The following is a 22,138-nucleotide window of genomic DNA, read 5'->3' as shown; positions in this document are numbered from 1 at the left end:
GAAGTAGATTTAAGTTTGCCGACTCCGTTAAATAGGGTGTGGCGCTTTACCAAAAGGGTGCATATGGACAGGGTCTGGCTGGTAGTGATGGGCGTTTCGGGATGCGGCAAGTCGAGCCTGGGCGCGGCGCTGGCCACCGCCCTCGACCTGCCGCTCATAGAAGGCGACGACCACCATCCGCCGGCCAATGTCGAGAAGATGAGCCACGGCATCGCGCTGACCGATGCCGATCGCGCGGGCTGGCTCGCCACGCTGGGCCGCGCGCTGGCCGGTGCGCCGCAGGGCGCCGTGCTGACCTGCTCGGCGCTCAAGCGCATCTACCGCGAGCAACTGCGCGCGGCCGCGCCGGGGCTGCGCTTCGTGTTCATGGCGATCGAACGGGCCGAGGCCGAGCGCCGCGTGGCCGCGCGGGCCGGGGCGGGGGAGCACATGTTTCCCGCCAGCTTGGTAGCCAACCAGTTCGCCACGCTGGAGTCGCCGGTGGGGGAGGCGGGTGTGCTCGCGGTGGATGCGACGGCGCCGCTGGCGCAGTCGGTGGGGGCGGTGAAGGCGTGGCTGGTCAGCCCTTGAGTTCGGCGCGCATGCCTTCGAGCGTGGTGGCCACACGGCCCATCACGTCGGCCACCATGTCCAATTCATCGCGCGTGGCCGGCGCGACCATCGCGGTCACCATCTCCGCCTGAACCGCCAGGCACTTCTGCGCCATTGCCATGCCGTCGTCGGTGAGCGTGAGGCGACGCACGCGTGCGTCGGCGCCATCGCTGTCGCGCCGCACCCAGCCCCTGGCCTCCATCTGCGTGAGCAGCATGCTGACGCCGCTCTTCGCCACGAAGCAGCGCGCGGCCAGCGCCTGCTGCGTGATGCCCGGCGTGGTCGCGATGGTGGCCAGCACTTCGTGCTCGCCCACGCGCAGGCCGATGGCGGCGAGCCGCGCCGTCATTACCGCATCGCAGAGGTTGTAGGCCCGCACCACCGCCAGCCATGCGGCCGTGCCGTGGGGCGAAGAGGGCGTCTTGTCGGTCTTGCTGGGCTTGGGCTGCTTTGCTGCGGGCATTGAAATGGTTCAGTCTTGAACTAGAATGTTCTGAATTGAACCAATTCTAGGCTGTCCATGAACCTCTACCTGCGCTTGCTGATGACCCTGCTGCGTGCCTGGCGTGCACCGCGCCTCGCGCCGGGCGACACGCTGGAGCGGCAACTGCGCGTGCTGCCGAACGACCTCGACATCAACGGCCACATGAACAACGGCCGCTACCTGACGGTCGTCGACCTGATGCTGGTCGAGTATTTCGTGCGCACCGGCTTTGCGACCACCATGCTGCGCCAGGGCTGGAGGCCGATGTCCGGCGGCTCGCTCATCAGCTACCGACGCGGGCTCAACCCCTTTCAGGTGTACACGCTGCGCTTTCGGCTCGACGCCACGGACCAGCACTGGAACTACATGCGCTTCGAGTTCGTGCGTGGCGACAGGGTGTGCGCGGCCGGCTACATGAAGGGCGCGGCCGTGGGGCGCGGCGGGCTGGTGCCGAACCAGGAGTCGTATGCGGCCATGGGGCTCGTGCCGCCGGCGCATGCGCTGCCGGGGCCGGTGCGCGACTGGATCGCGGCCGAGCAGGGCGTGATGAACGCGGCCTGGTAAGGCTCAGCGCGTTGGCGGCGCATCGAGCGCCAGCCGCAGCCGCGTGACGTTCGGGTTGCCCGGGTCGCGCTGCAGCTTGAAGCCCAGCTTGCGCGCCAGCGCCAGCATGCCGATGTTGTCGTAGAGCGTGATGTCCGCCAGCTGCTTCACGCCGGCCGCCGCGGCCGCGTCGATCAGCTTGCGCATGAGCTTGTGGGCAACGCCGTGGTGCTGCCAGGCATCTGCGATGACGACAGCGAATTCGGCGACGTGCGCCGTCTCGGGCGTCTCGCCGCGCACGTAGCGCACCACGCCCATCTGCTGCTCCACGCCATCGACCTCGGTCGTCGCGATGAGCGCGAGTTCGTGGTCGTAGTCGATGTGCGTCATGCGCCACAGCTCATCGGGCTGCGGCTTTCGCGGCGACAGCAGGCGGTGGTAGCCCGTCTCTTTCGAGAGTCCGTCCACGAAGGCCGTGTGCATCGCCAGATCGTCGGCGCGGATCGGGCGGATCCGCACCGGCGTGCCGTCGCTCAGTTGCCAGTCCTCGACCAGGTGGCTGGGGTAGTCGAGGGCTGGCATGGCATCACCCAGTCGACTCAGCCGATCACTTCGGGCCAGTCTGTGTGGAAGAACTGGCCTTCGGGCTTGTCGGTGCGCTCGTAGGTGTGCGCGCCGAAGAAATCGCGCTGAGCCTGCAGCAGGTTCGCCGGCAGGCGCTCGGTGCGGTAGCTATCGTAGTAAGCCAGCGAGGCGCTGAAGGCCGGCACCGGAATGCCGTTGCTCACCGCCAGTGCCACCACTTCGCGCCAGTTCTGCTGCGTGCGGTTCAGCAGGTCCTTGAAGAACGGGTCGAGCATCAGGTTGCCCAGGGCAGGGTCGGTGCGGAAGGCATCGGTGATGCGGTTCAGGAAACGTGCGCGGATGATGCAGCCGCCGCGCCAGATCGACGCGATGCCGCCCAGGTCGAGGCCCCAGTCCTTCTTGTCGCCCATGGTCTTGATGAGGTCGAAGCCCTGCGTGTAGCTGATGACCTTCGATGCATAGAGCGCATCGTGCACCTTGGCCACCAGCGCCTTCTTCTCGACCGACAGCTCGATCTTCGGGCCCTGCAGCAGCTTGCTGGCCGCCACGCGCTGCTTCTTCTGCGACGACAGCACGCGCGCCTCGACGGCCGCGTTGATGGTGCTGATGACCACCGCGTTCTCGGCTGCGTTGATCAGCGTCCACTGGCCCGTGCCCTTCTGGCCGGCCTTGTCGAGAATGACGTCGACGATGGGCTTGCCCGTTTCCGGATCTTTCTGCTCGAGCGCCTTGGCGGTGATCTGGATCAGGTAGCTCTGCAGCTCGCCGTCGTTCCATTCGCTGAAGATGGCGGCCATCTCGTCGGTGCTGAAGCCGGCCGCCTTGAACAGGCTGTAGGCCTCGCAGATCAGCTGCATGTCGCCGTACTCGATGCCGTTGTGCACCATCTTCACGTAGTGGCCCGCGCCGCCGGGGCCGATGTGAATCACGCAGGGCTCGCCGTCCACCTTGGCCGCGATGCTCTCGAAGATCGGCTTCATCACTTCCCAGGTCGAAAGCGGCCCGCCCGGCATGATCGACGGCCCCTTGCGCGCGCCTTCCTCGCCGCCCGACACGCCCGCGCCGATGAAGCGCAGGCCCTTGCTGGAGAGGTACGCGTCGCGGCGCTCGGTGTCGGTGTAGAGGCTGTTGCCGCCGTCGATGACGATGTCGTCCTTGTCCAGCAGCGGAATGAGCTGCTCGATCACCTGGTCGACCGGCGCGCCGGCCTTCACCATGATCTGGATCTTGCGAGGCTTGGCCAGGCTCTGCACGAACTCTTCCAGCGTCTTCGCGCCGACCAGCTTCTTGCCGGGGTTGGCGGCGATGAAGGCTTCGGTGGTGGCCTCGGTGCGGTTGTACACGCTGACCTGGAAGCCGCGGCTTTCCACATTCAGCACGAGGTTCTGGCCCATCACGGCCAGGCCGATCAGTCCGAAATCGCTTTGCTTGTTGCTGCTCATGACCCGTCTTGCCCTTCTTTCATGTGCGTGCGCCGGAATGTCCCGCGCACGGGTTGGTTCGCGGGTCATTTTGCCGGTGCCGGGCGCAGGGTGGCGTCGGAGGCGGTCTATACCCGCTTGGCAAGCGGGCATGGCTTGGGTATGTTTGACGCGCATGAGCGCCGCGCCGGGCCGCCCCAAGCAAGCTCGCACCGCAGTGCGAAGCACGAAGGTATTTCAATGAGCGAAGCCATCGACACCATCCACCGCTGGTCCACCGACGCCGTGCCGCTCGCGCAGCGGCTGGACTACTGGGTGGGCGCGGTCTGCGAGGGCTTCCTGGAGATGGACGTGACCAGCCCGGTGGCCGGCAGCTTCGGCGCCACGCTCGAATCCGCGCCGCTCGGCCCCATCGTCGTCAACCAGGTGCGCGGCAGCGCGCAGGACGTCTACCGCACGCGCCGCGCCATCGCCCACAGCCGCAACAACTACTTCTACCTGCTGTGCAAGACCGACTCGGCCTGGGTGGCCGTGCAGGACGGCCGCTCCGCGCGGCTGCTGCCGGGCGATGCAGTGCTGGTCGATTCGCGCCGGCGCTACGAATTTCACCTGCTGCAATCGGCCGACACCATTTCGCTCGAACTGCCGACCGCCTGGGTCGATGCGTGGATTCCTGACGCGGGCGACCAGGTGGCGCGGCGCATCGACGGGCAGGCGGGGTGGGGCAGCGTGCTGTGCGGCTTCGTGCGGCAGCTGACACCGCAGATGGCCGCAAAGCCGCCGCTGCCGGCGGCGTTGCTGGGCGACCAGCTCGGCGGCCTGCTGGCGCTGGCCACGGGGCATGGCCTTTCAGAGTCAGAAAGCGAAGGCCGTGCTGCGCTGCGGCGCCGCGTGCTCGACGCCACGCGCGAGCGCCATGCGGAACCGGGCCTCACAGCCGCGGGTGTGGCGCGCGAGCTGGGCATCTCGGAGCGCAGCCTGCACCGCTGTCTGGGCGAAGGAGGCACGACCTTCGCCACTGCGCTGGCGGGCTTTCGCATGCAGGCGGCGCGGCGCATGCTGGGCGATGCGCGCTTCGATCGCCTGGGCATCGCGGAGATCGGCTTTCGCGTGGGGCTGACGGATGCCTCGCACTTCGTGCGCCAGTGCCGCAGGCATCTGGGCGCCACGCCGGGTGAGTTGCGCCGCTTGCGGCGCTGAGCCGCCGCTCAGATGCTACGCAGGCTGACCCGCTTCGACAGCGCCTCGGCACTCTCGCGCCGCTCGCTGTAGCGGTCCACAAGGTAGCCCGCGCAGTCGCGTGTGAGCAGCGTGAACTTGAGCAGCTCTTCCATCACGTCGACCACTCGCTCGTAGTACGGCGAGGGCTTCATGCGTCCGGCTTCGTCGAACTCAAGGAAGGCCTTGGCCACCGACGACTGGTTGGGGATGGTGAGCATGCGCATCCAGCGGCCGAGCACCCGCAGCTGGTTCACGGCGTTGAAGGACTGCGAGCCGCCCGACACCTCCATCACCGCGAGCGTCTTGCCCTGCGTGGGCCGCACCGAGCCGACGGACAGCGGGATCCAGTCGATCTGCGCCTTCATGATGCCGGTCATGGCGCCGTGGCGTTCGGGCGATGTCCACACCATGCCTTCGGACCATTGGGCGAGGTCGCGAAGCTCCTGCACCTTCGGATGGTCTTCCGGCGCGTCGTCGGGCAGGGGCAGGCCGCGCGGGTCGTAGATGCGCGGCTCGGCGCCCAGGGCCTGAAGCAGCCGCGCGGCTTCTTCAGTGAGCAGCCGGCTGTAGGAGCGCTCGCGTACCGAGCCGTAGAGCAGCAGGATGCGCGGCGCGTGCGTGGCGCGCTCCGTGGGCAGCAGTTGCCGCAGGTCCGGTCGGTGGAAATGCCCGGTGTCGATGTTCGGCAGTTCAGCGCTTGACGACACGCTGGCCCTTCGCGTCGATGACGGCCTCGCCGTCTTCCTTGGAGAAGGCGCCTTGCTGCGAACGCGGCAGGATGTCGAGCACCGCTTCCGAAGGCCGGCACAGCCGCGTGCCGAGCGGCGTCACCACGATCGGCCGGTTGATGAGGATCGGGTGCTGCAGCATGAAGCCGATCAGCTCCTCGTCGCTCCACTTCGCATCGTCGAGGCCGAGTTCGTCGTAAGGCGTGCCCTTGCGGCGCATGACCTCGCGCACCGGCATGCCCATGGCCGCGATCAGTTGCTTCAGCGTCGCGCGATCGGGCGGGGTCTTCAGGTACTCGATGACGGTGGGCTCATCGCCTGTGTTGCGGATCAGCGCGAGCACGTTCCTCGACGTGCCGCAGGCGGGGTTGTGATAGATGGTGATGTCGTTCATGGAAGTGTGGTGCCGGTTTCAAAGACTCAATCGAAGCGCCAGTGCCGCCAGGGTGACCAGCAGCACGGGCAGGGTCAGCACGATGCCTACCTTGAAGTAGTAGCCCCAGCCGATCGCCATGCCCTTCTTCGCGAGCACGTGCAGCCAGAGCAGGGTGGCGAGGCTGCCGATGGGCGTGATCTTCGGGCCGAGGTCGCAGCCGATCACGTTGGCGTAGACCATCGCTTCCTTCACGATGCCGCTCGCACTCGACGCGTCGATGGACAGCGCGCCCACCAGCACGGTGGGCATGTTGTTCATGACCGACGAGAGCAGTGCCGAGAGAAAGCCCGTGCCCATCGCCGCGCCCCAGACGCCGCCTTGCGCGAACACATTCAGCAGCGAGGCGATGTAGCCGGTCAGGCCGGCGTTGCGCAGCCCGTAGACCACGAGGTACATGCCCAGCGAGAAGATCACGATCTGCCAGGGCGCGCCACGCAGCACCTTGCGAATGCCGATCACCGGACCGCGCCCTGCGACGGCCAGCAGCACGATTGCGCCGAAGGCCGCTACCGCGCTGACCGGCACGCCCAGCGGCTCCAGGCCGAAGAAGCCGACGAGCAGCAGCACCAGCACGACCCAGCCCGCGCGGAAGGTCGCGGGGTCGCGGATCGCATCCGCAGGCACCTTGAGTTGGGTCGCGTCGTAGCTGGCCGGAATGCCGCGGCGAAAGAAGAGCATCAGCACCAGCAGGCTCGCGAGCACCGCCGCGATGTTCACGGGGAACATGACCGAGGCGTATTCGCCGAAGCCGATGCGGAAGAAGTCGGCCGACACGATGTTCACCAGGTTCGAGACGATCAGCGGCAGGCTGGCCGTGTCGGCGATGAAGCCCGCCGCCATCACGAAGGCGAGCGTGGCGGCCGGCGAGAAACCCAGCGCCACGAGCATCGCCATCACGATGGGCGTAAGGATCAGCGCCGCGCCGTCGTTGGCGAACAGCGCCGACACGGCGGCGCCCAGCAGTACGATGAACGCGAACAGCAGCCGCCCGCGTCCGCCGCCCCAGCGCGCCACGTGCAGCGCGGCCCATTCGAAGAAGCCCGCTTCGTCGAGCAGCAGGCTGATGACGATCACCGCGATGAAGGTGGCGGTCGCGTTCCACACGATGCCCCAGACGACCGGGATGTCGGACAGCTGGACCACGCCGAGCAGCAGCGCGATGACGGCGCCGAGCGAGGCGCTCCAGCCGATGCCCAGGCCGCGCGGCTGCCAGATCACCAGCACGAGCGTGAAGATGAAGATCGCAACGGCGCTCAGCATGTCGGAGGGCATCCGACAGCGCAGGTTTCGCCTTGGCAGCAGTTCTCGGTGAGGTAGGCCAGCAGGCCGTTCATCTGGTCGAATGCCGCGCGGTAGATGAGGTTGCGGCCCTGCCGCTCCTGCGAGACCAGCCCCGAATGCACGAGCTCCTTGAGATGGAACGACAGGCCCGTGGCCGACACCTCGAGCGCTTCGGTCAGCGCGCCGGGCGTGAGTCCGGCAGGGCCCGCCACCACCAGCGCACGAAACACCCGCAGGCGAATGGGCTGCGCCAGTGCGGCAAGGGATCGGACAACGTCATTTTCTTCCATATTTCAAGTATCGTTGAATAATTGAATCGAAGCAACCAGGCTGGCGCGAACCGGCCATCGCGCTGGCACGTATCGGCCATGCGCAAGTCACCGATGTTCCTTACAGTCGTGCTCCGTCACAAACAAAAGGAGACACACCCACCATGTCCGACACCTATGTTCTCGTCCACGGCGCCTGGCACACCGGCGCAGAGATCGAAGCCGTGGCCGACGGCCTGCGCGCAGCAGGGCACACCGTGTATTGCCCGACGCTCGCTGGCAACAACCCCGGCGACGACCGATCGAGCATTGGCCTGGAAGACGCCATCGCTTCCGCCGTGCGCTACATCGAGGAGAAAGACCTCACGCAGGTGCGCCTCGTGGGCCACAGCTACGGCGGCATGGTGATCTCGGGCGTGGCGGATCGCATCGCGCCGCGGCTGAAGCGGCTGGTGTACATCAACGCCTTCGTGCCGCTCGATGGCGAATCGCTCAACGACATGGTGCCGCCGCACTACGTGACGATGTTCGACGCCGTCGCCGAGGCCAACGGCAATGCCGTGACGCTGCCCTTCGAGATCTGGCGCGAGGCCTTCATCAACGATGCGGACCTGGCGACCGCGACGGCTGCCTATGACAAGCTCAACCCGCACCCGTACCGCACCTTCACCGACAAGATCAGGCTGCAGCAGCCGCTGGCCGCGCTGGCGCTGGGCAAGTCCTACGTCAATTGCCTGCAGGACACCGCGCTGCCGCACGGCATGCCGTGGCATCCGCGCCTGTCGGAGCGGCTGGGCCTGTTCCGGCTGGTGGAGTGCCCTGGCAGCCACGAGATGTTCTTCTCGAACCCCCAGAGGCTCGCGCAGGCGATCCTGGAGGCGGGGCGGGACTGACCCCGTTTCGATCGGTCAGTTGCTGCTGAAGAGCGCGTCGTACACGCGGATCGACGCATAGGCGTCGTTCGCGGCGTAGCGGATCTGCGCTTCGGTGAGCTGCTTGTTGGCCCAGTTGGATGTGGTCGCCTTGCGCGATTTGATGAAGCGGCGGTTGAACACCAGAGCCACTGCCGCCTTCACGCCAACCGACTTGCGGTAGCCGCGATGGCGGAATTCGTTGTCTATGTCGAACACCGCCTTCGGCTCGATGTTGAGCCGGTTGCGGATCAACGTGAGGTCGCCCGACAGGCCGAAGCCGACCTTGCGCAGCTCGGTGGAGGCGATCAGCGTGGCCACCACCGGATTGCACTCGGTGCGATGCAGCTGAAACAGCCATGCCGTGTCGCGCGTGGAGAACTGCACCACGTGCGGGCCGCCCGACACCTCGTTCTTCGCGAAGGTGGGCTTCGATTCAGTGTCGAAGCCGGCGATGCCCGCGGCGAGCAGTGTGGCGGCGGCGTGTTCTGCATCTTGCAGTGTCTGCACGACCACGATGTCTTTCAGGCCGAGGCCTTCGAAGGGTTCGAGCAGCGCGATCTGTTCGCGCTCGGGCAGTGGTGGGAGCTTGGGGTTCTCGCTCACCGGGAGGCTGCTTTCGCTATCTTTTTCTTCACTGAGGCTTTCTTCACTGCGGGTTTCTTGGCGGGTGCCTTCTTCGGCTTCGGTGGCTGGCCCGAGCGCAGCGCTGCTTCGTAGGCAAGGCGGCCCCACATGGCGGCTTCCTCGCGATCTTCGAAAAGATCCGCCGGGGCTTGCCGGTACGACATCGGCATCGACTTGCCCTGGCGCACGTAGGTGAAGGGCGGCAGGTTCAGCTTGTCGAAATGTGCGGCGCTTTCGGCATCGGCCTTGAGGTAGAGCGTGTCTTTGGCGACCAGCGCGATCATGCGGCCTTCGTGCCAGACGCCGTGGCCGCCGAACATGCGGCGCGTTTCGATGCGGCCGAGCCGCTCGAAGGTTTCGTGCAGGCTTTCGACGAATTCGCTCATGCGGTGATCTCGATGCGGTTGCCGTCAGGGTCGAGCACCACGCTCTCGTAGTAGCCGTCGCCGGTGCGGCGCGGGCCGTCGAGCAGCGGGTAGCCGTCGGCCTTCAGGCGCTGCGTGAGTTCGTCGACCGCGGCGTCGGAGCCCACGCTGATCGCCAGGTGCGTCCAGCCCATGCGCTGCGCGCCGGCTTCAGCGGTTACGGGCGAGAGCGTGCTCGTGGTCATGGCCTCGATGCGCGCGCCGTCGCCCAGGCTCAGGAAGCACGAGGTGAAGCCCTTGGCCGGGTTGACGTAGCCTGCGCCGGCGGTGGCGCCGAAGTAGTCGACATAGAAGCGCTTGCAGCGTTCGAGATCGGTGGTCCAGAGTGCGATGTGGTCGATGCGCATGGGCACGAAAAGAAGGATGGGTTCAGCCGATGCGCCACGGCGGGCGCGAGGGCGACCAATGGTAGGCGATGCGCTCGCGGCCGCTCGATGGGTGCCGATCGACCGCACCGCGCTCGAGGCCATAGCGTTCGTAGAAGCGCTGCGCCGATGTGTTGGTGGCCGCCACGTGCAGCCACCAGCCTGTGGGAATGCGCACGCAGGCTTCGTCGAGCAACGCCTTGCCCAGGCCCTGGTTGCGCAGGTGGGGTTCGACGAAAAGCTGGGCCACGTATTCGCGCCGCCCCAGCAGCACCATGAACGCCAGCACCTGCCCGTCGCGCTCCGCCAGCACCACTTCGGCGGGCGGGCCGAACTCGGTCTGCACGCGGTGCAGCCAGTAGCCGATCGGCTCGAAATGGGCAACGCCCCGGTTGGCCGCGATCCAAGCGCGGCGCCAGATGCCGGCCAGCACCATGTTTTCTTCAGCGCTGCCTTCGCGCAACCGCAGGTGGAAGGCGGGAATTTGGGCGGCGGACATGCGAACCATGATACGGCGCGGGGCCGCTGTGGTCGATGAGGCTGAGGCCCTATGCGCGCAGGGTTTGTACGTGGTGCGCGAGGTGGTCGGCCATGAAGCTCTGGATGAAGTAGTAGCCGTGGTCGTAGCCCGCGTGACGGCGCAGCGTGAGCGGCTGGCCGGCGGCAAAGCAGGCGGCCTCGAAGGCCTCGGGGTGCAACTGCTCGGCGAGGAATTTGTCGGCCAGTCCCTGGTCGATGAGGATGCCTTGCGGGTAGGGTGCCACCACCTGCGACTTCATGAGCGCACTGGCGTCGTGCGCCAGCCATTGCGCACGGTCAGCGCCGGGCTGGCCCAGATAGCCGCCGAGCGCCTTCTCGCCCCATGGGCACTGCGTGGGCGCGCAGATCGGCGCGAAGGCCGAGAGCGACTTGAAGCGCCCCGGATGCCGCAGCGCCAGCGTGAGCGCACCGTGGCCGCCCATCGAGTGGCCGAAGATGCCGATGCGCTCGCCGTCGATGGCGAAGTGCTTGGCGACCAGCGGCAGCAGCTCGTGCACGACCCAGCTTTCCATGCGCCAGTGCGTGGCCCATGGCTCGGCCAGTGCGTCGAGGTAGAAGCCGGCGCCGATGCCGAAGTCCCAGTCGTCCTTCGCACCCGGAATGCTTTCCGCTTCGCGGCCGCGCGGGCTGGTGTCGGGCGCGATCAGCGCGAGGCCCAGGCTCGCGGCCATGCGCTGCGCACCGGCCTTCACCGCGAAGGTTTCTTCGTTGCAGGTCAGGCCCGCGAGGTAGAGCAGGGCGGGCACGCGCTCGTGCGCGACCTGCGGCGGCAGGTAGACCGAGAAGCGCATCGGCAGGCCGATTTCATGCGAGCGGTGTTCGAGAAAGCGCTGCACGCCGCCGAAGGCGTGGTGCTCGGAAAGAATCTTCGGAGTGTTGTCGGTCATTGCGGGTTCTTGCCGCGCAGGGCGGGCACGAGTTCGAGCACGGCGTCGGCAAAGGTGCGCGGCGCTTCCTGCGGAAGGTTGTGGCCCGCGCCGGGCACGAGCCGGTGCGAACGCGGGCCGCTGAAACGGTGTGCGTGGGCTGATGCGTCGGCGGGCGGGCGCACGCCGTCGTCGATGCCGTCGAAGGTGATGGCGGGCACGGTGATCGTGGGCTGGGCCGCGAGGCGGCGTTCGATGTCGGCGTAGGCCGGGTCGCCCGGCACGAGGCCGAAGCGGTGGCGGTACGACTGGATCACCACGTCCACGAAGTCGGGTTGGTCGAAGGCGGCGGCGCTGCGCTCGAAGGTGGCGTCGTCGAACTGCCATGTGGGCGACCAGAGCTTCCACAGCAGCTTCGTGAGCGCCTTGCGGTCTTTCTCGAGGCCGGCGCGGCCGCGCTCGCTGTGAAAGTAGTACTGGTACCAGAGGCTGTGCTCGTTGGCCGGCGTATCCGGCTCCATCGCTTTCGCGATGTTCTGGATGTTGTAGCTGTTGAGGGACACCAGCCCCGCGCAGCGTTCGGGCCACAGCGCTGCGACCACGCAGGCGGCGCGGCCGCCCCAGTCGTAGCCGGCCAGCACGGCACGGTCGATCTTCAGGGCGTCGAGCAGCGCAAGCAGGTCGGCGCCCAGCGCGGCCTGTTCGCCCGAGCGCGGCGTGGCTTCGTTCAGGAAGCGCGTGGCGCCGTAGCCGCGCAGGTACGGCACGATCACGCGGCAGCCTTGGTCGGCCAGCATCGGCGCGACTTCGGCGTAGGTGTGGATGTCGTACGGAAAGCCGTGCATCAGCAGCACGGTCGGACCGTCGGAAGGGCCTGCTTCGAAGTAGGCGACTTCGAGAACGCCCGCTTCGATCTTGCGCAGGGGTTCCATGCGGTTCATGGCGGGCGCCTCCCGGGGCTTAGTAGAGCACCACGCCGCGGATGGATTCGCCGCGCTTCATCAGGTCGAAGCCCTTGTTGATGTCTTCCAGCGGCATGGTGTGCGTGATCAGGTCGTCGATGTTGATCTTGCCTTCCATGTACCAGTCGACGATCTTCGGCACGTCGGTGCGACCGCGTGCGCCGCCGAAGGCCGAGCCTTCCCACTTGCGGCCGGTGACCAGCTGGAACGGCCGCGTGCTGATCTCTGCACCGGCCTCGGCCACGCCGATGATGATGCTGCGGCCCCAGCCCTTGTGCGTGCATTCGAGCGCCTGGCGCATCACCTTGGTGTTGCCGATGCACTCGAAGCTGTAGTCGGCGCCGCCGTCGGTCAGTTGCACGATGGCATCCACCACGTTCTCGGTGTCCTTGGGATTGATGAAGTGCGTCATGCCGAACTTGCGGGCCATGGCTTCGCGTTCGGGGTTCAGGTCCACGCCGATGATCTTGTCGGCACCTACCATCTTGGCGCCCTGGATCACGTTCAGGCCGATGCCGCCGAGGCCGAACACCACCACGTTGGCGCCGGCTTCCACCTTGGCCGTGAAGATCACCGCGCCGATGCCGGTGGTGACGCCGCAGCCGATGTAGCAGACCTTGTCGAAGGGGGCGTCCTCGCGGATCTTGGCCAGCGAGATCTCGGGGGCGACCGTGTAGTTGCTGAAGGTCGAGGTGCCCATGTAATGGGCGATCGGCGTGCCGTCGAGGCTGAAGCGGCTGGTGCCGTCGGGCATCAGGCCCTTGCCCTGCGTGCCGCGGATCAGCTGGCACAGGTTGGTCTTGCGGCTCAGGCAGAACTTGCACTGGCGGCATTCGGGCGTGTACAGCGGAATGACGTGGTCGCCCTTCTTGAGCGTGGTGACGCCGGGGCCGACATCGACCACGATGCCCGCGCCTTCATGGCCGAGGATCGCGGGGAAGATGCCTTCGGGGTCGGCGCCCGAGAGGGTGTAGTAGTCGGTGTGGCAGATACCGGTGGCCTTGATCTCGACCAGCACTTCGCCGAATTTCGGGCCTTCGAGGTCCACGGTTTCGATGGTGAGCGGGGCTCCGGATTTCCAGGCGACGGCGGCTTTGGTTTTCATGGCGAGTGTGATTCTTCAGAAAGGCGAAGCGGTAAGGATACCCAGACGACGTTCAAACAGGGCCGGCAGGAAAGATTCCCGACATTCCCACAAAGCCGGGCAGGTGGCGAAAGTTCCAGACCCAGTTTCGCAGTGCGGGAAATTCATCGAGCGAAATGCCGCCTTCGCTGGCGAGCGCGACGTAGGGGAAGCAGGCGAGGTCGGCAATGGTCGGCTCGGGCGCGGACGCGAGCCAGCGCAGGCCCGCGCTGGCCTGTTCGGCAAGATGGTCGTCGAGCACGCGGAACACGGCGCGCGCGCCGCTGCGGCAGGCCTCGATGTCGAGATGGTGGTAGCCGAGCGCGTCGTGCAGCCGCGCGGCCGAGGCGGTGCGGGTGATCTCGTCGGCGGTGGCGAGCCACATCGCGACCTGGCCGCGCAGCTTGGGGTCGTCGGGGTACCAGCGGCCTTGAGCGTCGTAGCGGCTTGCCAGGTAGACCAGGATGGCCTGTGCATCGCGCAGCAGGAAGCCTTCGTCGTCGATCACCGGGAGCTGGCCGAGCGGGTTGATGTTTGCCAGGAATGCGGCGGATTTGTGCTCGCGGCCGGGAAAGAAATCGACCGGCACCGTTTCGTGCGTGACGCCCAGCCAGGCCAGCATCTGCCGCACCTTGAAGCAGTTGCCCGAGAGCGGATAGTCGTAGAGCTTCAGCGTCGTCATGCCGCGGCCCTCACGCCGAAGCGCATGCCGCGCTCGCGCAGCCATCGCCGGTAGGTGACGGACGATGTGTCGCCGCGCGTCGGCGTCTCGGCGCGGCCTTCGAGCGGCATGCGCTTGAAGGCGTGGTTTTCCAGGATGGGCTTGTCCTGGCCGAAGATGGTGTGCTGGAAGGCGATGAGCTCGGCATCGGTGGAGTCGTCGTCGTAGCAGGCGAGCAGCGTGTGGGCGATCACGTGCTCGTCGTCGATGGGCTGAAGGAAGAGGCCGATCGCGTCGAGCGCGCCCACGCGGAAGCTCGATTTGTAGAGCATGGCCGAGAAGGGCTGCATCACGCGGTACTTGTAGAGCACCTCGCTGCCCGAATCGTGGGCGGCGGAGGCGCGCGGCTGCCAGAAGCGGCAGTCGGTGGCCCAGATCTCGCCGGTGGCGGGCTCGACCTGCACCTGGTACTGCGCCACCTCGGTGTGCGGCACCTTGCCGAGGTAGTCGGCATGCACGAAGGGAAAGTGCGCCATGTCGAGGAAGTTCTCGATCACGCGCAGACCCGACACCGCGACACCGATGCCGCCGCAGTCGATGATGCGGCGGCCGGGCTCGCTGTGTTCGGGAAAGTCGAACAGGGCGCGCGCGGGTCGGCCGCTGGGGCAGACCCAGAGGTAGCCGTAGCGCGATTGCACGGTGAGCGGCCGGTCGCCGAGGCGGCATTGGGGCGCGCCGTCGGCGTCGGTCCACACCTGAACGGTTTCGCCGAGCAGGCGGGTCGTGCGGGGCGTGGTCGTCGCGGGTCCGACGACCAGCCAGTCGTCGAGCATGTTGGGGTCGTCGGTGACGAAGGGCATGGGTGCTTTCAGCCTTGGGGCAGGGCTTCGATGCCGGCGCGCAGTTCGCGGGCGGCGGTGTGCAGGGTCTTCATGGCGGCCGAGCCGGGCGCTGCATCGGTCCACAGGTGGACGAAGGCAAGCTGGGGCTGGGCGTCGAGGACGAGGGCGACGGTGTTCACGTCGTCGAGCAGGCCGCGCCAGGCGGCTGAGACCGCATCGGCTGTCAGGCCGCGCTGTGCCAGCGTTTCCCGCACCGTGCCGGCGGGCGCGCGCACGGTCAGTGTGCGGCAGAAATGCCAGTCGGCGGGAATGGCATCGCTCAGCGCGATAGGAGCGGGCGGCACTTCGGGCGACAGGTGAACCCACAGCATCCCTGCAGCCTCTACCGTGCCGAAGGTCTTCGCGCAGACGTTGCGCGGCGCCTGCATGGCCGGATGCGCCGGAATGCTGGTGCACTGACCGCTGCCCGCCGCGTACTGCCAGCCGTGGTACGCGCAGGCCAGGCGGTTGTCGACGACCTGGCCCAGCGTGAAGCGCACGCTGCGGTGCGGGCAGCGGTTCTCCCAGGCCTGGGCGGTGCCGTCGGCGGCGCGCCAGAGCGCGAGCTCCTGGCCCTCGGCAAAGCCGGCGACGATGTTGGCGCCGGGGCGCAGGTCGGCCGAGCGCGCGACGGGGTGCCAGTTGGCGGTGTTCTGTGTGTTCATGAGTCGTGGGGGCGCAAGGCTGGGCGCCGGTGATACCGTAACGCTTCCGCCGCACCGATGAAAGCCACATGCAGAGACGCTACTTTTCATTCCTGCAACGCCGGGCCTCATGAGCCGGATCGATCTTGCCCTGGTCGAGGCCTTCGTACTGATCGCCCGGAGCGGCAGTCTCACCAAGGCCGAGAGTCTCTCGGGCGTCTCCAAGGCCACCCTGAGCCGGCAGCTCACGCGGCTGGAGAAGTTGCTCGGCGCGCAACTGCTGATGCGCAGTCCGCGCCGCATCGCGCTCACCGAGGCCGGCCGCGCCTTCTTCGCGCGTAGCGAAGGGCTGCTCGACGAAGTGACAGGCCGGCTCGAGGAAGCCAGCACCGAGATTCACGCACTGACGACTGGCGTCTCGGGCGGCCTCTCGCTGCTGTCGGACACGCAGTTCAGCACCTCCTTCGTCTGCCACGTAGTCAAGCTGTTCCTGGAGACGCACCCGGACGTGCGCTGCCAGCTCGACGTGGCGAACGGTTTCCATGCGCCGCAGATCGGCGATGTCGACTGCTACGTGTGCTCCGAGCCGCCCGATGCGCCGAACCTCGTGGCCAAGCTGCTCGGGCGGCTGAACTACGGGCTGTATGCGAGCCCGCAGTATCTGGCGCGCCGTGGTACGCCGTCGTCGCCCGAAGAGCTGGCCACACACCAGTCCATCGTGATGAAGGAGCCTTCGGTGCGCTCGCAGGTGCTGCTGGTGTCGGGTGCGTCGAGCTTTGCCTTTCAGCCCGAGCCGGCCTTCGAGACCAACGACCACTGGGTCATGAAGACCTTCTGCATCGATGGCCTGGGCATCGCGCTGCTGCCGGCCTTCTTCGTGCGGCCCGAGCTGGAGCAGGGGGTGCTTATGCCGGTGCTTCCGCAGTGGCAGCCCGAGCCGCGGCGCATCTACTGCGCCTACCAGCGGCAGCGCTACATGGGGCAGAAGCTGCGCTCCTTCGTCGACCTGATGGCGCGCTGCGTGGTCGACATCGATTCGTACAACTACTACGTCGGGTCGTCCACGGCGCGGCGCCGCAGGACGGTCGCGAGACCATAATTGGCGTCCGCCAGACCCTCCTGATACTCATCATGAAGAAAATCCTCGTCCTCAACGGCCCCAACCTCAACCTGCTCGGCACGCGCGAGCCCGAACAGTACGGACGCGACACGCTGGCCGACGTCGAGCGCCTGTGCAGGGACACGGGCGCGAAGCTGGGCGTAGAGATCGAATGCCGCCAGTCGAACCACGAAGGCGTGCTGATCGACTGGATCCAGGAAGCCGGCCGTGAAGTGGCGGCGGGCACCATGCTCGGCGTGGTGATGAACCCGGGCGCCTACACCCACACGTCGATTGCGCTGCACGACGCCATCAAGGGCGCGAGCGTGCCGCTGATCGAACTGCACATCTCCAACGTGCATGCGCGTGAAGAATTCCGCCACCACTCGTACATCTCGCCCGCGGCGAAGGGAATCATCGTGGGGCTGGGGGTGAAGGGCTACACGTTGGCCATCGCGGCCCTGGTGCCCTGAGCCTTCTCTAGTACAGCTGCTTCGGCGCTGTGGCTTTCCAGCTGCGGCTGATGCGCCCGGCGCTGTCGATGCTTTCGAGGTGCACGTCGAAGCCCCAGAGCCGCGCGACGTGCTTCAGCACTTCTTCCGCCCCGTCGTGCAGCGGCAGGTTGTTGCGCTGCGTATGACGCAGCGTCAGCGAACGGTCGCCGCGCGTGGCCACGCTCCACACCTGGATGTCGGGCTCGCGGCTGCTGATGTCGTACTGGCGTGACAGCGATTCGCGCAGCGCCTGATAGCCGCTGTCGTCGTGGATGGCGGACACCTCCAGCTCGGCCTCGCTCTGGAAGTCACGGATCGAGAACAGGCGGAAGTCGCGCATCGTCTTCGGGCTCAGGAACTGGCCGATGAAGCTCTCGTCCTTGAAGTTGCGCATCGCGTAGTCGAGCGTCTTGAGCCAGTCGCTGCCCGCGAAGTCGGGGAACCAGCGGCGGTCTTCCTCGGTCGGCTTCTCGCAGATGCGCCGCAGGTCGGTGTACATCGCAAAACCCAGCGCATACGGGTTGATGCCGCTGTAGGCGCGGTGCCCCACCGGCGGCTGGAAGATCACGCCCGTGTGCGAGCTGAGCCATTCCATCATGAAGCCGTCGGCCAGCTGGCCACGGTCGTACATGGTGTTGAGCAGCGTGTAGTGCCAGAAGGTGGCCCAGCCTTCGTTCATTACCTGGGTCTGGCGCTGCGGGTAGAAGTACTGCGCGATCTTGCGCACGATGCGCACCACCTCGCGCTGCCAGGGCTCGAGCAGTGCGGCGTTCTTCTCGATGAAGTAGAGCAGGTTCTCCTGCGGCTCCGACGGAAAGCGTTTTGACGAATCGGACTCGGCCGCCTGCTCGCTCTTGCGCGGCAGCGTGCGCCACAGGTCGTTCACCTGCTGCTGCATGTGGCGTTCGCGCTCGGCGCGCTGGGCGCTTTCTTGCGCCAGCGAGCGCTTCTGCGGGCGGCGATAGCGGTCGACGCCGTAGTTCATGAGCGCATGGCAGGAGTCGAGCAGTTCCTCGACCGCATCGAGGCCGTGGCGCTCCTCGCACTCGGCGATGTAGTGCCGTGCGTAGACGAGGTAGTCGATGATGGACGACGCATCGGTCCACATGCGGAACAGGTAGTTGCCCTTGAAGAAGCTGTTGTGGCCATAGGCCGCATGCGCGATCACCAGGGCTTGCATGGCCATGGTGTTTTCTTCCATCAGGTAGGCGATGCACGGATCGGAGTTGATGACGATCTCGTAGGCCAGCCCCATGTGCCCGCGGCGGTAATTCTTTTCGGTGGCGATGAACTGTTTGCCGTACGACCAGTGGCGATAGATCATGGGCATGCCCACGCTCGCGTAGGCATCCATCATCTGCTCGGCCGTGATGACCTCGAGCTGGTTCGCGTACACGTCAAGGCCATAGCCCTTGGCAGTCTTGGCGATCTCGGTGTGATAGGTCTCGATAAGGTCGAATGTCCAGTCGGAAGGGCTGGGCAGGCGTTCGAGTCGAGGGGGGACGATGATGGCGCTCATGACGTGACCCCTTCCTTCTTGAACAGGTCGCGGAAAACCGGATAGATGTCTTGCGCGTCGGACACCTTGCGCATGGCGAAGTTGGGCGCGACGCCCTCGAGCTGCTGGTACTCCTGCCACAGGTTCTGCTCGGTCTCGGCCACCTGCACGTAGGCGTAGTAGCGCACCACCGGCAGGATGTTCTCGACCAGCAGCTCGCGGCAGCGGCCGCTGTCCTGGTGCCAGTTGTCGCCGTCGCTGGCCTGCGCGCCGTACACGTTCCATTCGCCGCTGGGGTAGCGCGCCTTGATGATCTCGTCCATCAGCACCAGCGCGCTCGACACCACGGTGCCGCCGGTTTCGGTGGCGTGGAAGAACTCTTCTTCAGTCACCTCCTGCGCCTGCGTGTGGTGGCGCAGGAACACGAGGTCGATGGTCTCGTAGTGCCGCGTGAGGAACATGTACAGCAGCATGAAGAAGCGCTTGGCCATGTCCTTGCGCGCCTCGTCCATCGAGCCCGACACGTCCATCAGGCAGAACATCACGGCCTTGGCGCTGGGCACCGGCGTCTTCACGCGGTTGCGGTAGCGCAGGTCGATGGGGTCGATGTAGGGCACGTGCCGCATCGTGCGGCGCAGTTCGGCAATGCGCTCCTCGGTTTCGCGAATCTCCTTCTGGATGAGCGCTGAAGTGACCTGCGGATGCAGCTTCAGGTGTTCGAGGTGCGCTTCGAGGCGCTTGAGTTCCTTGCGCGGTTCGCCGCCCAGCGCGATACGGCGGGCGAGCGCACCGCGCATCGAGCGCACCACGTGCAGGTTGTTGGGCGAGCCGTCGCTGGTGAAGCCGGCTCGGTGGCTCTTCCACTCAGGCACATCGGCGATCTGCGTGCGAATGAGGTGCGGCAGCGCGAGGTCGTCGAAGAACACGCGCATGAACTCTTCGCGCGTGAGGCGGAAGACGAAGTCGTCCTCGCCTTCGCCGCTGTCGCTGGCCTCGCCGCTGCCGGAGCCGCCGCTGCCCCCGCCTTCGGGGCGCTTGATGCGGTCGCCTTTCAGGTACTCCTGGTTGCCCGGATGCACGTACTCGCGGTCGCCACCACGCGCATGGCCGAACACCGGTTCGGACACGTCGTGGCGCGGCAGGGTCACGTCTTCGCCTTGCTCCAGTTCGCGGATGTTGCGGCCGCTGACGGCGCGCCTCACCGCTTCCTGGATCTGCCCCTTGTAGCGCCGAAGGAAGCGCTCGCGGTTGCCAATGGACTTGTTCTTGCCCGATAGCCGGCGGTCGATGATCTGCTGCAGGATGGCCACGATGTTGTCAAAGCTCCTTGCAAAGAGAGAACGAACGAAGGGTCGTCTTTTTTATGAACTCTTGCGCACCCGCAGATACCACTCGCAGAGCAGGCGAACCTGCTTGGCCGTGTAGCCCTTCTCGACCATGCGGGTCACGAAGTCTTCGTGCTTCTTCTGTTCGTCGGCGCTGCTCTTGGTGTTGAAGCTGATCACCGGCAGGAGCTCTTCGGTGTTGGAGAACATCTTCTTCTCGATCACCGCGCGCAGCTTTTCGTAGCTGGTCCACGCCGGGTTGCGCCCTGCGTTGCCAGCCCGTGCGCGCAGCACGAAGTTGACGATCTCGTTGCGGAAGTCCTTCGGGTTGCCGATGCCCGCGGGCCGCTCGATCTTCTCAAGTTCGCCATTGAGCGAGGCGCGATCGAACACTTCGCCGGTGTCGACGTCGCGGAACTCCTGGTCCTGGATCCAGTAGTCGGCGTAGGTGACGTAGCGGTCGAAGATGTTCTGGCCGTACTCGCTGTAGCTCTCGAGATAGGCGGTCTGGATCTCCTTGCCAATGAACTCGGCATAGCGAGGCGCCAGCAGCTCCTTGATGTAGCTGATGTACTTCTGCTCGATCTCGGGCGCGAACTGCTCGCGTTCGATCTGCTGTTCAAGCACGTACATCAGGTGCACCGGGTTTGCGGCCACTTCCGAGCTGTCGAAGTTGAAGACCTTCGAGATGATCTTGAAGGCGAAGCGCGTCGACACACCGCTCATGCCTTCGTCGACGCCCGCGTAGTCGCGGTACTCCTGAATCGACTTGGCCTTGGGGTCGGTGTCCTTGAGGTTCTCGCCGTCGTACACCTGCATCTTGCTGAAGGTGCTGGAATTTTCGGGCTCCTTCAGGCGGGTGAGCACCGAGAGCTGGGCCATCATGCGCAGCGTTCCGGGCGCGCAGGGCGCCTGGGCCAGCGACGAGTTGCGCACCAGCTTCTCGTAGATCTTGATTTCTTCCGAGGCGCGCAGGCAGTAGGGCACCTTGACGATGTAGATCCGGTCGAGGAAAGCCTCGTTGTTCTTGTTGTTGCGGAAGGCCTTCCACTCGCTCTCGTTGCTGTGCGCGAGCACGATGCCGTCGAACGGAATGGCGCCGAAGCCTTCGGTGCCCTTGAAGTTGCTTTCCTGCGTTGCCGTGAGCAGAGGGTGCAGCACCTTGATGGGCGCCTTGAACATTTCCACGAACTCCAGCAGGCCCTGGTTGGCCAGGCACAGGCCGCCGGAGTAGGCGTATGCGTCGGGGTCGTCCTGGGCGTAGGTTTCGAGCTTGCGGATGTCGACCTTGCCGACCAGCGAGGAAATGTCCTGGTTGTTCTCGTCGCCGGGCTCGGTCTTGGCGACGGCGATCTGCCGCAGCACCGACGGGAAGCGCTTGACGATCTTGAACTGGCGTATGTCGCCGCCGTACTCCTCGAGCCGCTTGACGGCCCAGGGCGAGAGAATTCGATTCAGGTACCGGCGCGGGATGCCGTATTCTTTTTCAAGGATCTCCCCGTCTTCGAGCGTGTCGAAGAGGCCAAGCGGGGATTCGTTCACCGGCGAGCCCTGGATGGCGTAGAAGGGCACGTGCTCCATCAGCTGCTTCAGGCGCTCGGCGATCGAGCTCTTGCCGCCGCCGACAGGGCCCAGCAGGTAAAGGATTTGCTTCTTTTCTTCCAGCCCCTGGGCTGCGTGGCGGAAATAGGACACCACCTGTTCTATGGCGTCTTCCATGCCATAGAACTCCTTGAACGCCGGATAGATCTTGATGACCTTGTTGGCGAAGATGCGCGAAAGACGGGGGTCGTTGCGCGTATCGACCAGCTCCGGGTCGCCGATGGCCTTGAGCATGCGCTCGGAGGCGGTGGCGTAGGCCGTGGGGTCACGCTTGCAGATGTCCAGATAGTCCTGCAGCGAGATGACTTCCTCGCGGGTGCGCTCGTAGCGGGCGGCAAAGTTGCTGATCACATCCATGGTCACGCCTCCATCAAGTCAGTGGGCTTTAGCCCGATGGCGTGCAGCAAAGGCCTTGCGCAACATTTAAAGGTGTGCCTGCCCATGGCTGCATGCCGCGGAAAACTCCCTTACAACAATCTGCTAACAATCAGCATAAAGCAAAGATTGAACCCGGCAAATCATTTGTTAATTCAGAACCACACGGACGAGTAAAGTT

26 protein-coding genes are annotated in these 22,138 nt (G+C 66.0%); 6 read left to right on the top strand and 20 right to left on the bottom strand.

Translation table 11 applies throughout. The annotated features are described in order from the left end of the window. Positions 1-63: 63 nt before the first annotated feature. Positions 64-570 (top strand): gluconokinase, encoded by a 507-nt coding sequence (locus ACSFCA_RS14755; protein WP_258353846.1) that lies wholly within the window; start codon positions 64-66, stop codon positions 568-570. Here ACSFCA_RS14755 and ACSFCA_RS14750 read toward each other — a convergent pair. Beyond that, positions 560-1,054 (bottom strand): MarR family winged helix-turn-helix transcriptional regulator, encoded by a 495-nt coding sequence (locus ACSFCA_RS14750; RefSeq protein ID WP_435459989.1) that lies wholly within the window; start codon positions 1,052-1,054, stop codon positions 560-562. The genes ACSFCA_RS14755 and ACSFCA_RS14750 overlap by 11 nt on opposite strands. 57 nt (positions 1,055-1,111) lie before the next feature. Between ACSFCA_RS14750 and ACSFCA_RS14745 the strand changes: the two genes are divergently transcribed. Beyond that, the gene (locus ACSFCA_RS14745; RefSeq protein WP_258353848.1) at positions 1,112-1,639 is read left to right on the top strand and encodes a thioesterase family protein; all 528 of its coding nucleotides are present in this window, start codon (positions 1,112-1,114) and stop codon (positions 1,637-1,639) included. A gap of 3 nt (positions 1,640-1,642) precedes the next feature. Here ACSFCA_RS14745 and ACSFCA_RS14740 read toward each other — a convergent pair whose 3' ends face one another. Continuing rightward, positions 1,643-2,200 carry a GNAT family N-acetyltransferase gene (locus ACSFCA_RS14740; protein ID WP_435459988.1) on the bottom strand — a complete coding sequence of 186 codons (558 nt, stop codon included), beginning with the start codon at positions 2,198-2,200 and terminating at the stop codon, positions 1,643-1,645. A 17-nt stretch (positions 2,201-2,217) separates the two neighbouring features. After that, the gene (gnd, locus tag ACSFCA_RS14735; protein WP_435459987.1) at positions 2,218-3,645 is read right to left on the bottom strand and encodes a decarboxylating NADP(+)-dependent phosphogluconate dehydrogenase; all 1,428 of its coding nucleotides are present in this window, start codon (positions 3,643-3,645) and stop codon (positions 2,218-2,220) included. A gap of 219 nt (positions 3,646-3,864) precedes the next feature. Here gnd and ACSFCA_RS14730 point away from each other — a divergent pair, with 219 nt between their 5' ends. Further along, a complete protein-coding gene (locus ACSFCA_RS14730) occupies positions 3,865-4,824 on the top strand; it encodes an AraC-like ligand-binding domain-containing protein (protein ID WP_435459986.1) in 960 nt (319 codons plus the stop codon). Positions 4,825-4,832: 8 nt separating this feature from the next. Here the strand turns inward: ACSFCA_RS14730 and arsH are convergent, their stop codons facing one another. Genes arsH through ACSFCA_RS14710 form a run of 4 tightly spaced genes read right to left on the bottom strand, consistent with a single transcriptional unit; the run spans position 4,833 to position 7,580 of the window. After that, positions 4,833-5,552 carry an arsenical resistance protein ArsH gene (arsH, locus tag ACSFCA_RS14725; RefSeq protein ID WP_435459985.1) on the bottom strand — a complete coding sequence of 240 codons (720 nt, stop codon included), beginning with the start codon at positions 5,550-5,552 and terminating at the stop codon, positions 4,833-4,835. After that, entirely contained in the window at positions 5,536-5,967 is a 432-nt protein-coding gene (gene arsC, locus ACSFCA_RS14720) for an arsenate reductase (glutaredoxin) (protein ID WP_435459984.1), read from the bottom strand. The genes arsH and arsC overlap by 17 nt, the downstream gene beginning before the upstream one ends. Before the next feature lie 18 nt (positions 5,968-5,985). Then, complete coding sequence (locus ACSFCA_RS14715; RefSeq protein WP_435459983.1) at positions 5,986-7,269, bottom strand: arsenic transporter; 1,284 nt, start codon at positions 7,267-7,269, stop codon at positions 5,986-5,988. Beyond that, on the bottom strand, positions 7,263-7,580 hold the full coding sequence (locus tag ACSFCA_RS14710) for an ArsR/SmtB family transcription factor (protein ID WP_435459982.1): 318 nt from the start codon (positions 7,578-7,580) through the stop codon (positions 7,263-7,265). Before ACSFCA_RS14710 ends, ACSFCA_RS14715 begins: the two co-directional genes overlap by 7 nt. Before the next feature lie 143 nt (positions 7,581-7,723). On the opposite strand from ACSFCA_RS14710, the gene ACSFCA_RS14705 reads away from it, so the two are divergent. Then, on the top strand, positions 7,724-8,452 hold the full coding sequence (locus tag ACSFCA_RS14705; protein WP_435459981.1) for an alpha/beta fold hydrolase: 729 nt from the start codon (positions 7,724-7,726) through the stop codon (positions 8,450-8,452). Positions 8,453-8,467: 15 nt separating this feature from the next. Here ACSFCA_RS14705 and ACSFCA_RS14700 read toward each other — a convergent pair whose 3' ends face one another. Genes ACSFCA_RS14700 through ACSFCA_RS14655 form a run of 10 tightly spaced genes read right to left on the bottom strand, consistent with a single transcriptional unit; the run spans position 8,468 to position 15,585 of the window. Next, positions 8,468-9,076 carry a 3'-5' exonuclease gene (locus ACSFCA_RS14700; RefSeq protein WP_258353857.1) on the bottom strand — a complete coding sequence of 203 codons (609 nt, stop codon included), beginning with the start codon at positions 9,074-9,076 and terminating at the stop codon, positions 8,468-8,470. Further along, entirely contained in the window at positions 9,073-9,483 is a 411-nt protein-coding gene (locus tag ACSFCA_RS14695) for a TfoX/Sxy family protein (RefSeq protein ID WP_435459980.1), read from the bottom strand. The genes ACSFCA_RS14700 and ACSFCA_RS14695 overlap by 4 nt, the downstream gene beginning before the upstream one ends. Continuing rightward, positions 9,480-9,869 carry a VOC family protein gene (locus tag ACSFCA_RS14690; protein ID WP_435459979.1) on the bottom strand — a complete coding sequence of 130 codons (390 nt, stop codon included), beginning with the start codon at positions 9,867-9,869 and terminating at the stop codon, positions 9,480-9,482. Before ACSFCA_RS14690 ends, ACSFCA_RS14695 begins: the two co-directional genes overlap by 4 nt. Before the next feature lie 22 nt (positions 9,870-9,891). After that, complete coding sequence (locus ACSFCA_RS14685; protein ID WP_258353860.1) at positions 9,892-10,386, bottom strand: GNAT family N-acetyltransferase; 495 nt, start codon at positions 10,384-10,386, stop codon at positions 9,892-9,894. A gap of 49 nt (positions 10,387-10,435) precedes the next feature. Next, entirely contained in the window at positions 10,436-11,314 is an 879-nt protein-coding gene (fghA, locus tag ACSFCA_RS14680; protein ID WP_258353861.1) for an S-formylglutathione hydrolase, read from the bottom strand. Continuing rightward, positions 11,311-12,234, bottom strand: a complete 924-nt coding sequence (locus ACSFCA_RS14675; RefSeq protein WP_435459978.1) for an alpha/beta fold hydrolase — start codon at positions 12,232-12,234, stop codon at positions 11,311-11,313. The genes fghA and ACSFCA_RS14675 overlap by 4 nt, the downstream gene beginning before the upstream one ends. Positions 12,235-12,253: 19 nt before the next feature. Then, entirely contained in the window at positions 12,254-13,360 is a 1,107-nt protein-coding gene (locus ACSFCA_RS14670) for an S-(hydroxymethyl)glutathione dehydrogenase/class III alcohol dehydrogenase (protein ID WP_435459977.1), read from the bottom strand. 52 nt (positions 13,361-13,412) lie between these two features. Next, positions 13,413-14,060, bottom strand: coding sequence for a glutathione S-transferase family protein (locus tag ACSFCA_RS14665; protein WP_435459976.1), 648 nt, complete (start codon positions 14,058-14,060; stop codon positions 13,413-13,415). Further along, on the bottom strand, positions 14,057-14,899 hold the full coding sequence (locus tag ACSFCA_RS14660) for an aromatic ring-hydroxylating dioxygenase subunit alpha (protein ID WP_435459975.1): 843 nt from the start codon (positions 14,897-14,899) through the stop codon (positions 14,057-14,059). Before ACSFCA_RS14660 ends, ACSFCA_RS14665 begins: the two co-directional genes overlap by 4 nt. Positions 14,900-14,907: 8 nt before the next feature. Beyond that, on the bottom strand, positions 14,908-15,585 hold the full coding sequence (locus ACSFCA_RS14655; RefSeq protein WP_435459974.1) for a Rieske 2Fe-2S domain-containing protein: 678 nt from the start codon (positions 15,583-15,585) through the stop codon (positions 14,908-14,910). Between the two features lie 109 nt (positions 15,586-15,694). On the opposite strand from ACSFCA_RS14655, the gene ACSFCA_RS14650 reads away from it, so the two are divergent. Next, a complete protein-coding gene (locus ACSFCA_RS14650) occupies positions 15,695-16,663 on the top strand; it encodes a LysR family transcriptional regulator (protein WP_435459973.1) in 969 nt (322 codons plus the stop codon). Positions 16,664-16,695: 32 nt separating this feature from the next. Further along, the gene (gene aroQ / locus ACSFCA_RS14645) at positions 16,696-17,136 is read left to right on the top strand and encodes a type II 3-dehydroquinate dehydratase (RefSeq protein WP_435459972.1); all 441 of its coding nucleotides are present in this window, start codon (positions 16,696-16,698) and stop codon (positions 17,134-17,136) included. A 7-nt stretch (positions 17,137-17,143) separates the two neighbouring features. On the opposite strand, the gene ACSFCA_RS14640 is transcribed toward aroQ, so the two are convergent. From ACSFCA_RS14640 to ACSFCA_RS14630, 3 genes are read right to left on the bottom strand one after another with little or no spacing between them, the layout of a single operon-like run. Continuing rightward, a complete protein-coding gene (locus tag ACSFCA_RS14640; protein WP_435459971.1) occupies positions 17,144-18,676 on the bottom strand; it encodes a SpoVR family protein in 1,533 nt (510 codons plus the stop codon). Beyond that, complete coding sequence (locus tag ACSFCA_RS14635) at positions 18,673-19,965, bottom strand: YeaH/YhbH family protein (RefSeq protein ID WP_093051409.1); 1,293 nt, start codon at positions 19,963-19,965, stop codon at positions 18,673-18,675. The genes ACSFCA_RS14640 and ACSFCA_RS14635 overlap by 4 nt, the downstream gene beginning before the upstream one ends. A gap of 51 nt (positions 19,966-20,016) precedes the next feature. Continuing rightward, complete coding sequence (locus ACSFCA_RS14630) at positions 20,017-21,939, bottom strand: PrkA family serine protein kinase (protein ID WP_093051862.1); 1,923 nt, start codon at positions 21,937-21,939, stop codon at positions 20,017-20,019. Positions 21,940-22,138: the final 199 nt, after the last annotated feature.

The organism is Variovorax multivorans, assembly GCF_051216835.1.
In the GTDB taxonomy this organism is placed as follows: domain Bacteria; phylum Pseudomonadota; class Gammaproteobacteria; order Burkholderiales; family Burkholderiaceae_C; genus Variovorax.
The sequence above is the reverse complement of the archived record's forward strand: the minus strand, read 5'-3'. Positions and strand labels throughout refer to the sequence as shown.

What these genes read in the sequence shown, in the direction of transcription:
- aroQ (WP_435459972.1), top strand. Translation starts at nt 16,696, where the DNA reads ATGAAGAAAATCCTCGTCCTCAACGGCCCCAACCTCAACCTGCTCGGC.
- ACSFCA_RS14640 (WP_435459971.1), bottom strand. Translation starts at nt 18,676, where the DNA reads ATGAGCGCCATCATCGTCCCCCCTCGACTCGAACGCCTGCCCAGCCCT.
- ACSFCA_RS14730 (WP_435459986.1), top strand. Translation starts at nt 3,865, where the DNA reads ATGAGCGAAGCCATCGACACCATCCACCGCTGGTCCACCGACGCCGTG.
- ACSFCA_RS14695 (WP_435459980.1), bottom strand. Translation starts at nt 9,483, where the DNA reads ATGAGCGAATTCGTCGAAAGCCTGCACGAAACCTTCGAGCGGCTCGGC.
- ACSFCA_RS14710 (WP_435459982.1), bottom strand. Translation starts at nt 7,580, where the DNA reads ATGGAAGAAAATGACGTTGTCCGATCCCTTGCCGCACTGGCGCAGCCC.
- ACSFCA_RS14670 (WP_435459977.1), bottom strand. Translation starts at nt 13,360, where the DNA reads ATGAAAACCAAAGCCGCCGTCGCCTGGAAATCCGGAGCCCCGCTCACC.
- arsC (WP_435459984.1), bottom strand. Translation starts at nt 5,967, where the DNA reads ATGAACGACATCACCATCTATCACAACCCCGCCTGCGGCACGTCGAGG.
- ACSFCA_RS14740 (WP_435459988.1), bottom strand. Translation starts at nt 2,200, where the DNA reads ATGCCAGCCCTCGACTACCCCAGCCACCTGGTCGAGGACTGGCAACTG.
- ACSFCA_RS14660 (WP_435459975.1), bottom strand. Translation starts at nt 14,899, where the DNA reads ATGCCCTTCGTCACCGACGACCCCAACATGCTCGACGACTGGCTGGTC.
- fghA (WP_258353861.1), bottom strand. Translation starts at nt 11,314, where the DNA reads ATGACCGACAACACTCCGAAGATTCTTTCCGAGCACCACGCCTTCGGC.
- ACSFCA_RS14650 (WP_435459973.1), top strand. Translation starts at nt 15,695, where the DNA reads ATGAGCCGGATCGATCTTGCCCTGGTCGAGGCCTTCGTACTGATCGCC.
- ACSFCA_RS14685 (WP_258353860.1), bottom strand. Translation starts at nt 10,386, where the DNA reads ATGTCCGCCGCCCAAATTCCCGCCTTCCACCTGCGGTTGCGCGAAGGC.
- ACSFCA_RS14745 (WP_258353848.1), top strand. Translation starts at nt 1,112, where the DNA reads ATGAACCTCTACCTGCGCTTGCTGATGACCCTGCTGCGTGCCTGGCGT.
- ACSFCA_RS14655 (WP_435459974.1), bottom strand. Translation starts at nt 15,585, where the DNA reads ATGAACACACAGAACACCGCCAACTGGCACCCCGTCGCGCGCTCGGCC.
- ACSFCA_RS14705 (WP_435459981.1), top strand. Translation starts at nt 7,724, where the DNA reads ATGTCCGACACCTATGTTCTCGTCCACGGCGCCTGGCACACCGGCGCA.
- ACSFCA_RS14690 (WP_435459979.1), bottom strand. Translation starts at nt 9,869, where the DNA reads ATGCGCATCGACCACATCGCACTCTGGACCACCGATCTCGAACGCTGC.
- ACSFCA_RS14665 (WP_435459976.1), bottom strand. Translation starts at nt 14,060, where the DNA reads ATGACGACGCTGAAGCTCTACGACTATCCGCTCTCGGGCAACTGCTTC.
- ACSFCA_RS14750 (WP_435459989.1), bottom strand. Translation starts at nt 1,054, where the DNA reads ATGCCCGCAGCAAAGCAGCCCAAGCCCAGCAAGACCGACAAGACGCCC.
- ACSFCA_RS14715 (WP_435459983.1), bottom strand. Translation starts at nt 7,269, where the DNA reads ATGCTGAGCGCCGTTGCGATCTTCATCTTCACGCTCGTGCTGGTGATC.
- ACSFCA_RS14755 (WP_258353846.1), top strand. Translation starts at nt 64, where the DNA reads ATGGACAGGGTCTGGCTGGTAGTGATGGGCGTTTCGGGATGCGGCAAG.
- ACSFCA_RS14675 (WP_435459978.1), bottom strand. Translation starts at nt 12,234, where the DNA reads ATGAACCGCATGGAACCCCTGCGCAAGATCGAAGCGGGCGTTCTCGAA.
- ACSFCA_RS14630 (WP_093051862.1), bottom strand. Translation starts at nt 21,939, where the DNA reads ATGGATGTGATCAGCAACTTTGCCGCCCGCTACGAGCGCACCCGCGAG.
- gnd (WP_435459987.1), bottom strand. Translation starts at nt 3,645, where the DNA reads ATGAGCAGCAACAAGCAAAGCGATTTCGGACTGATCGGCCTGGCCGTG.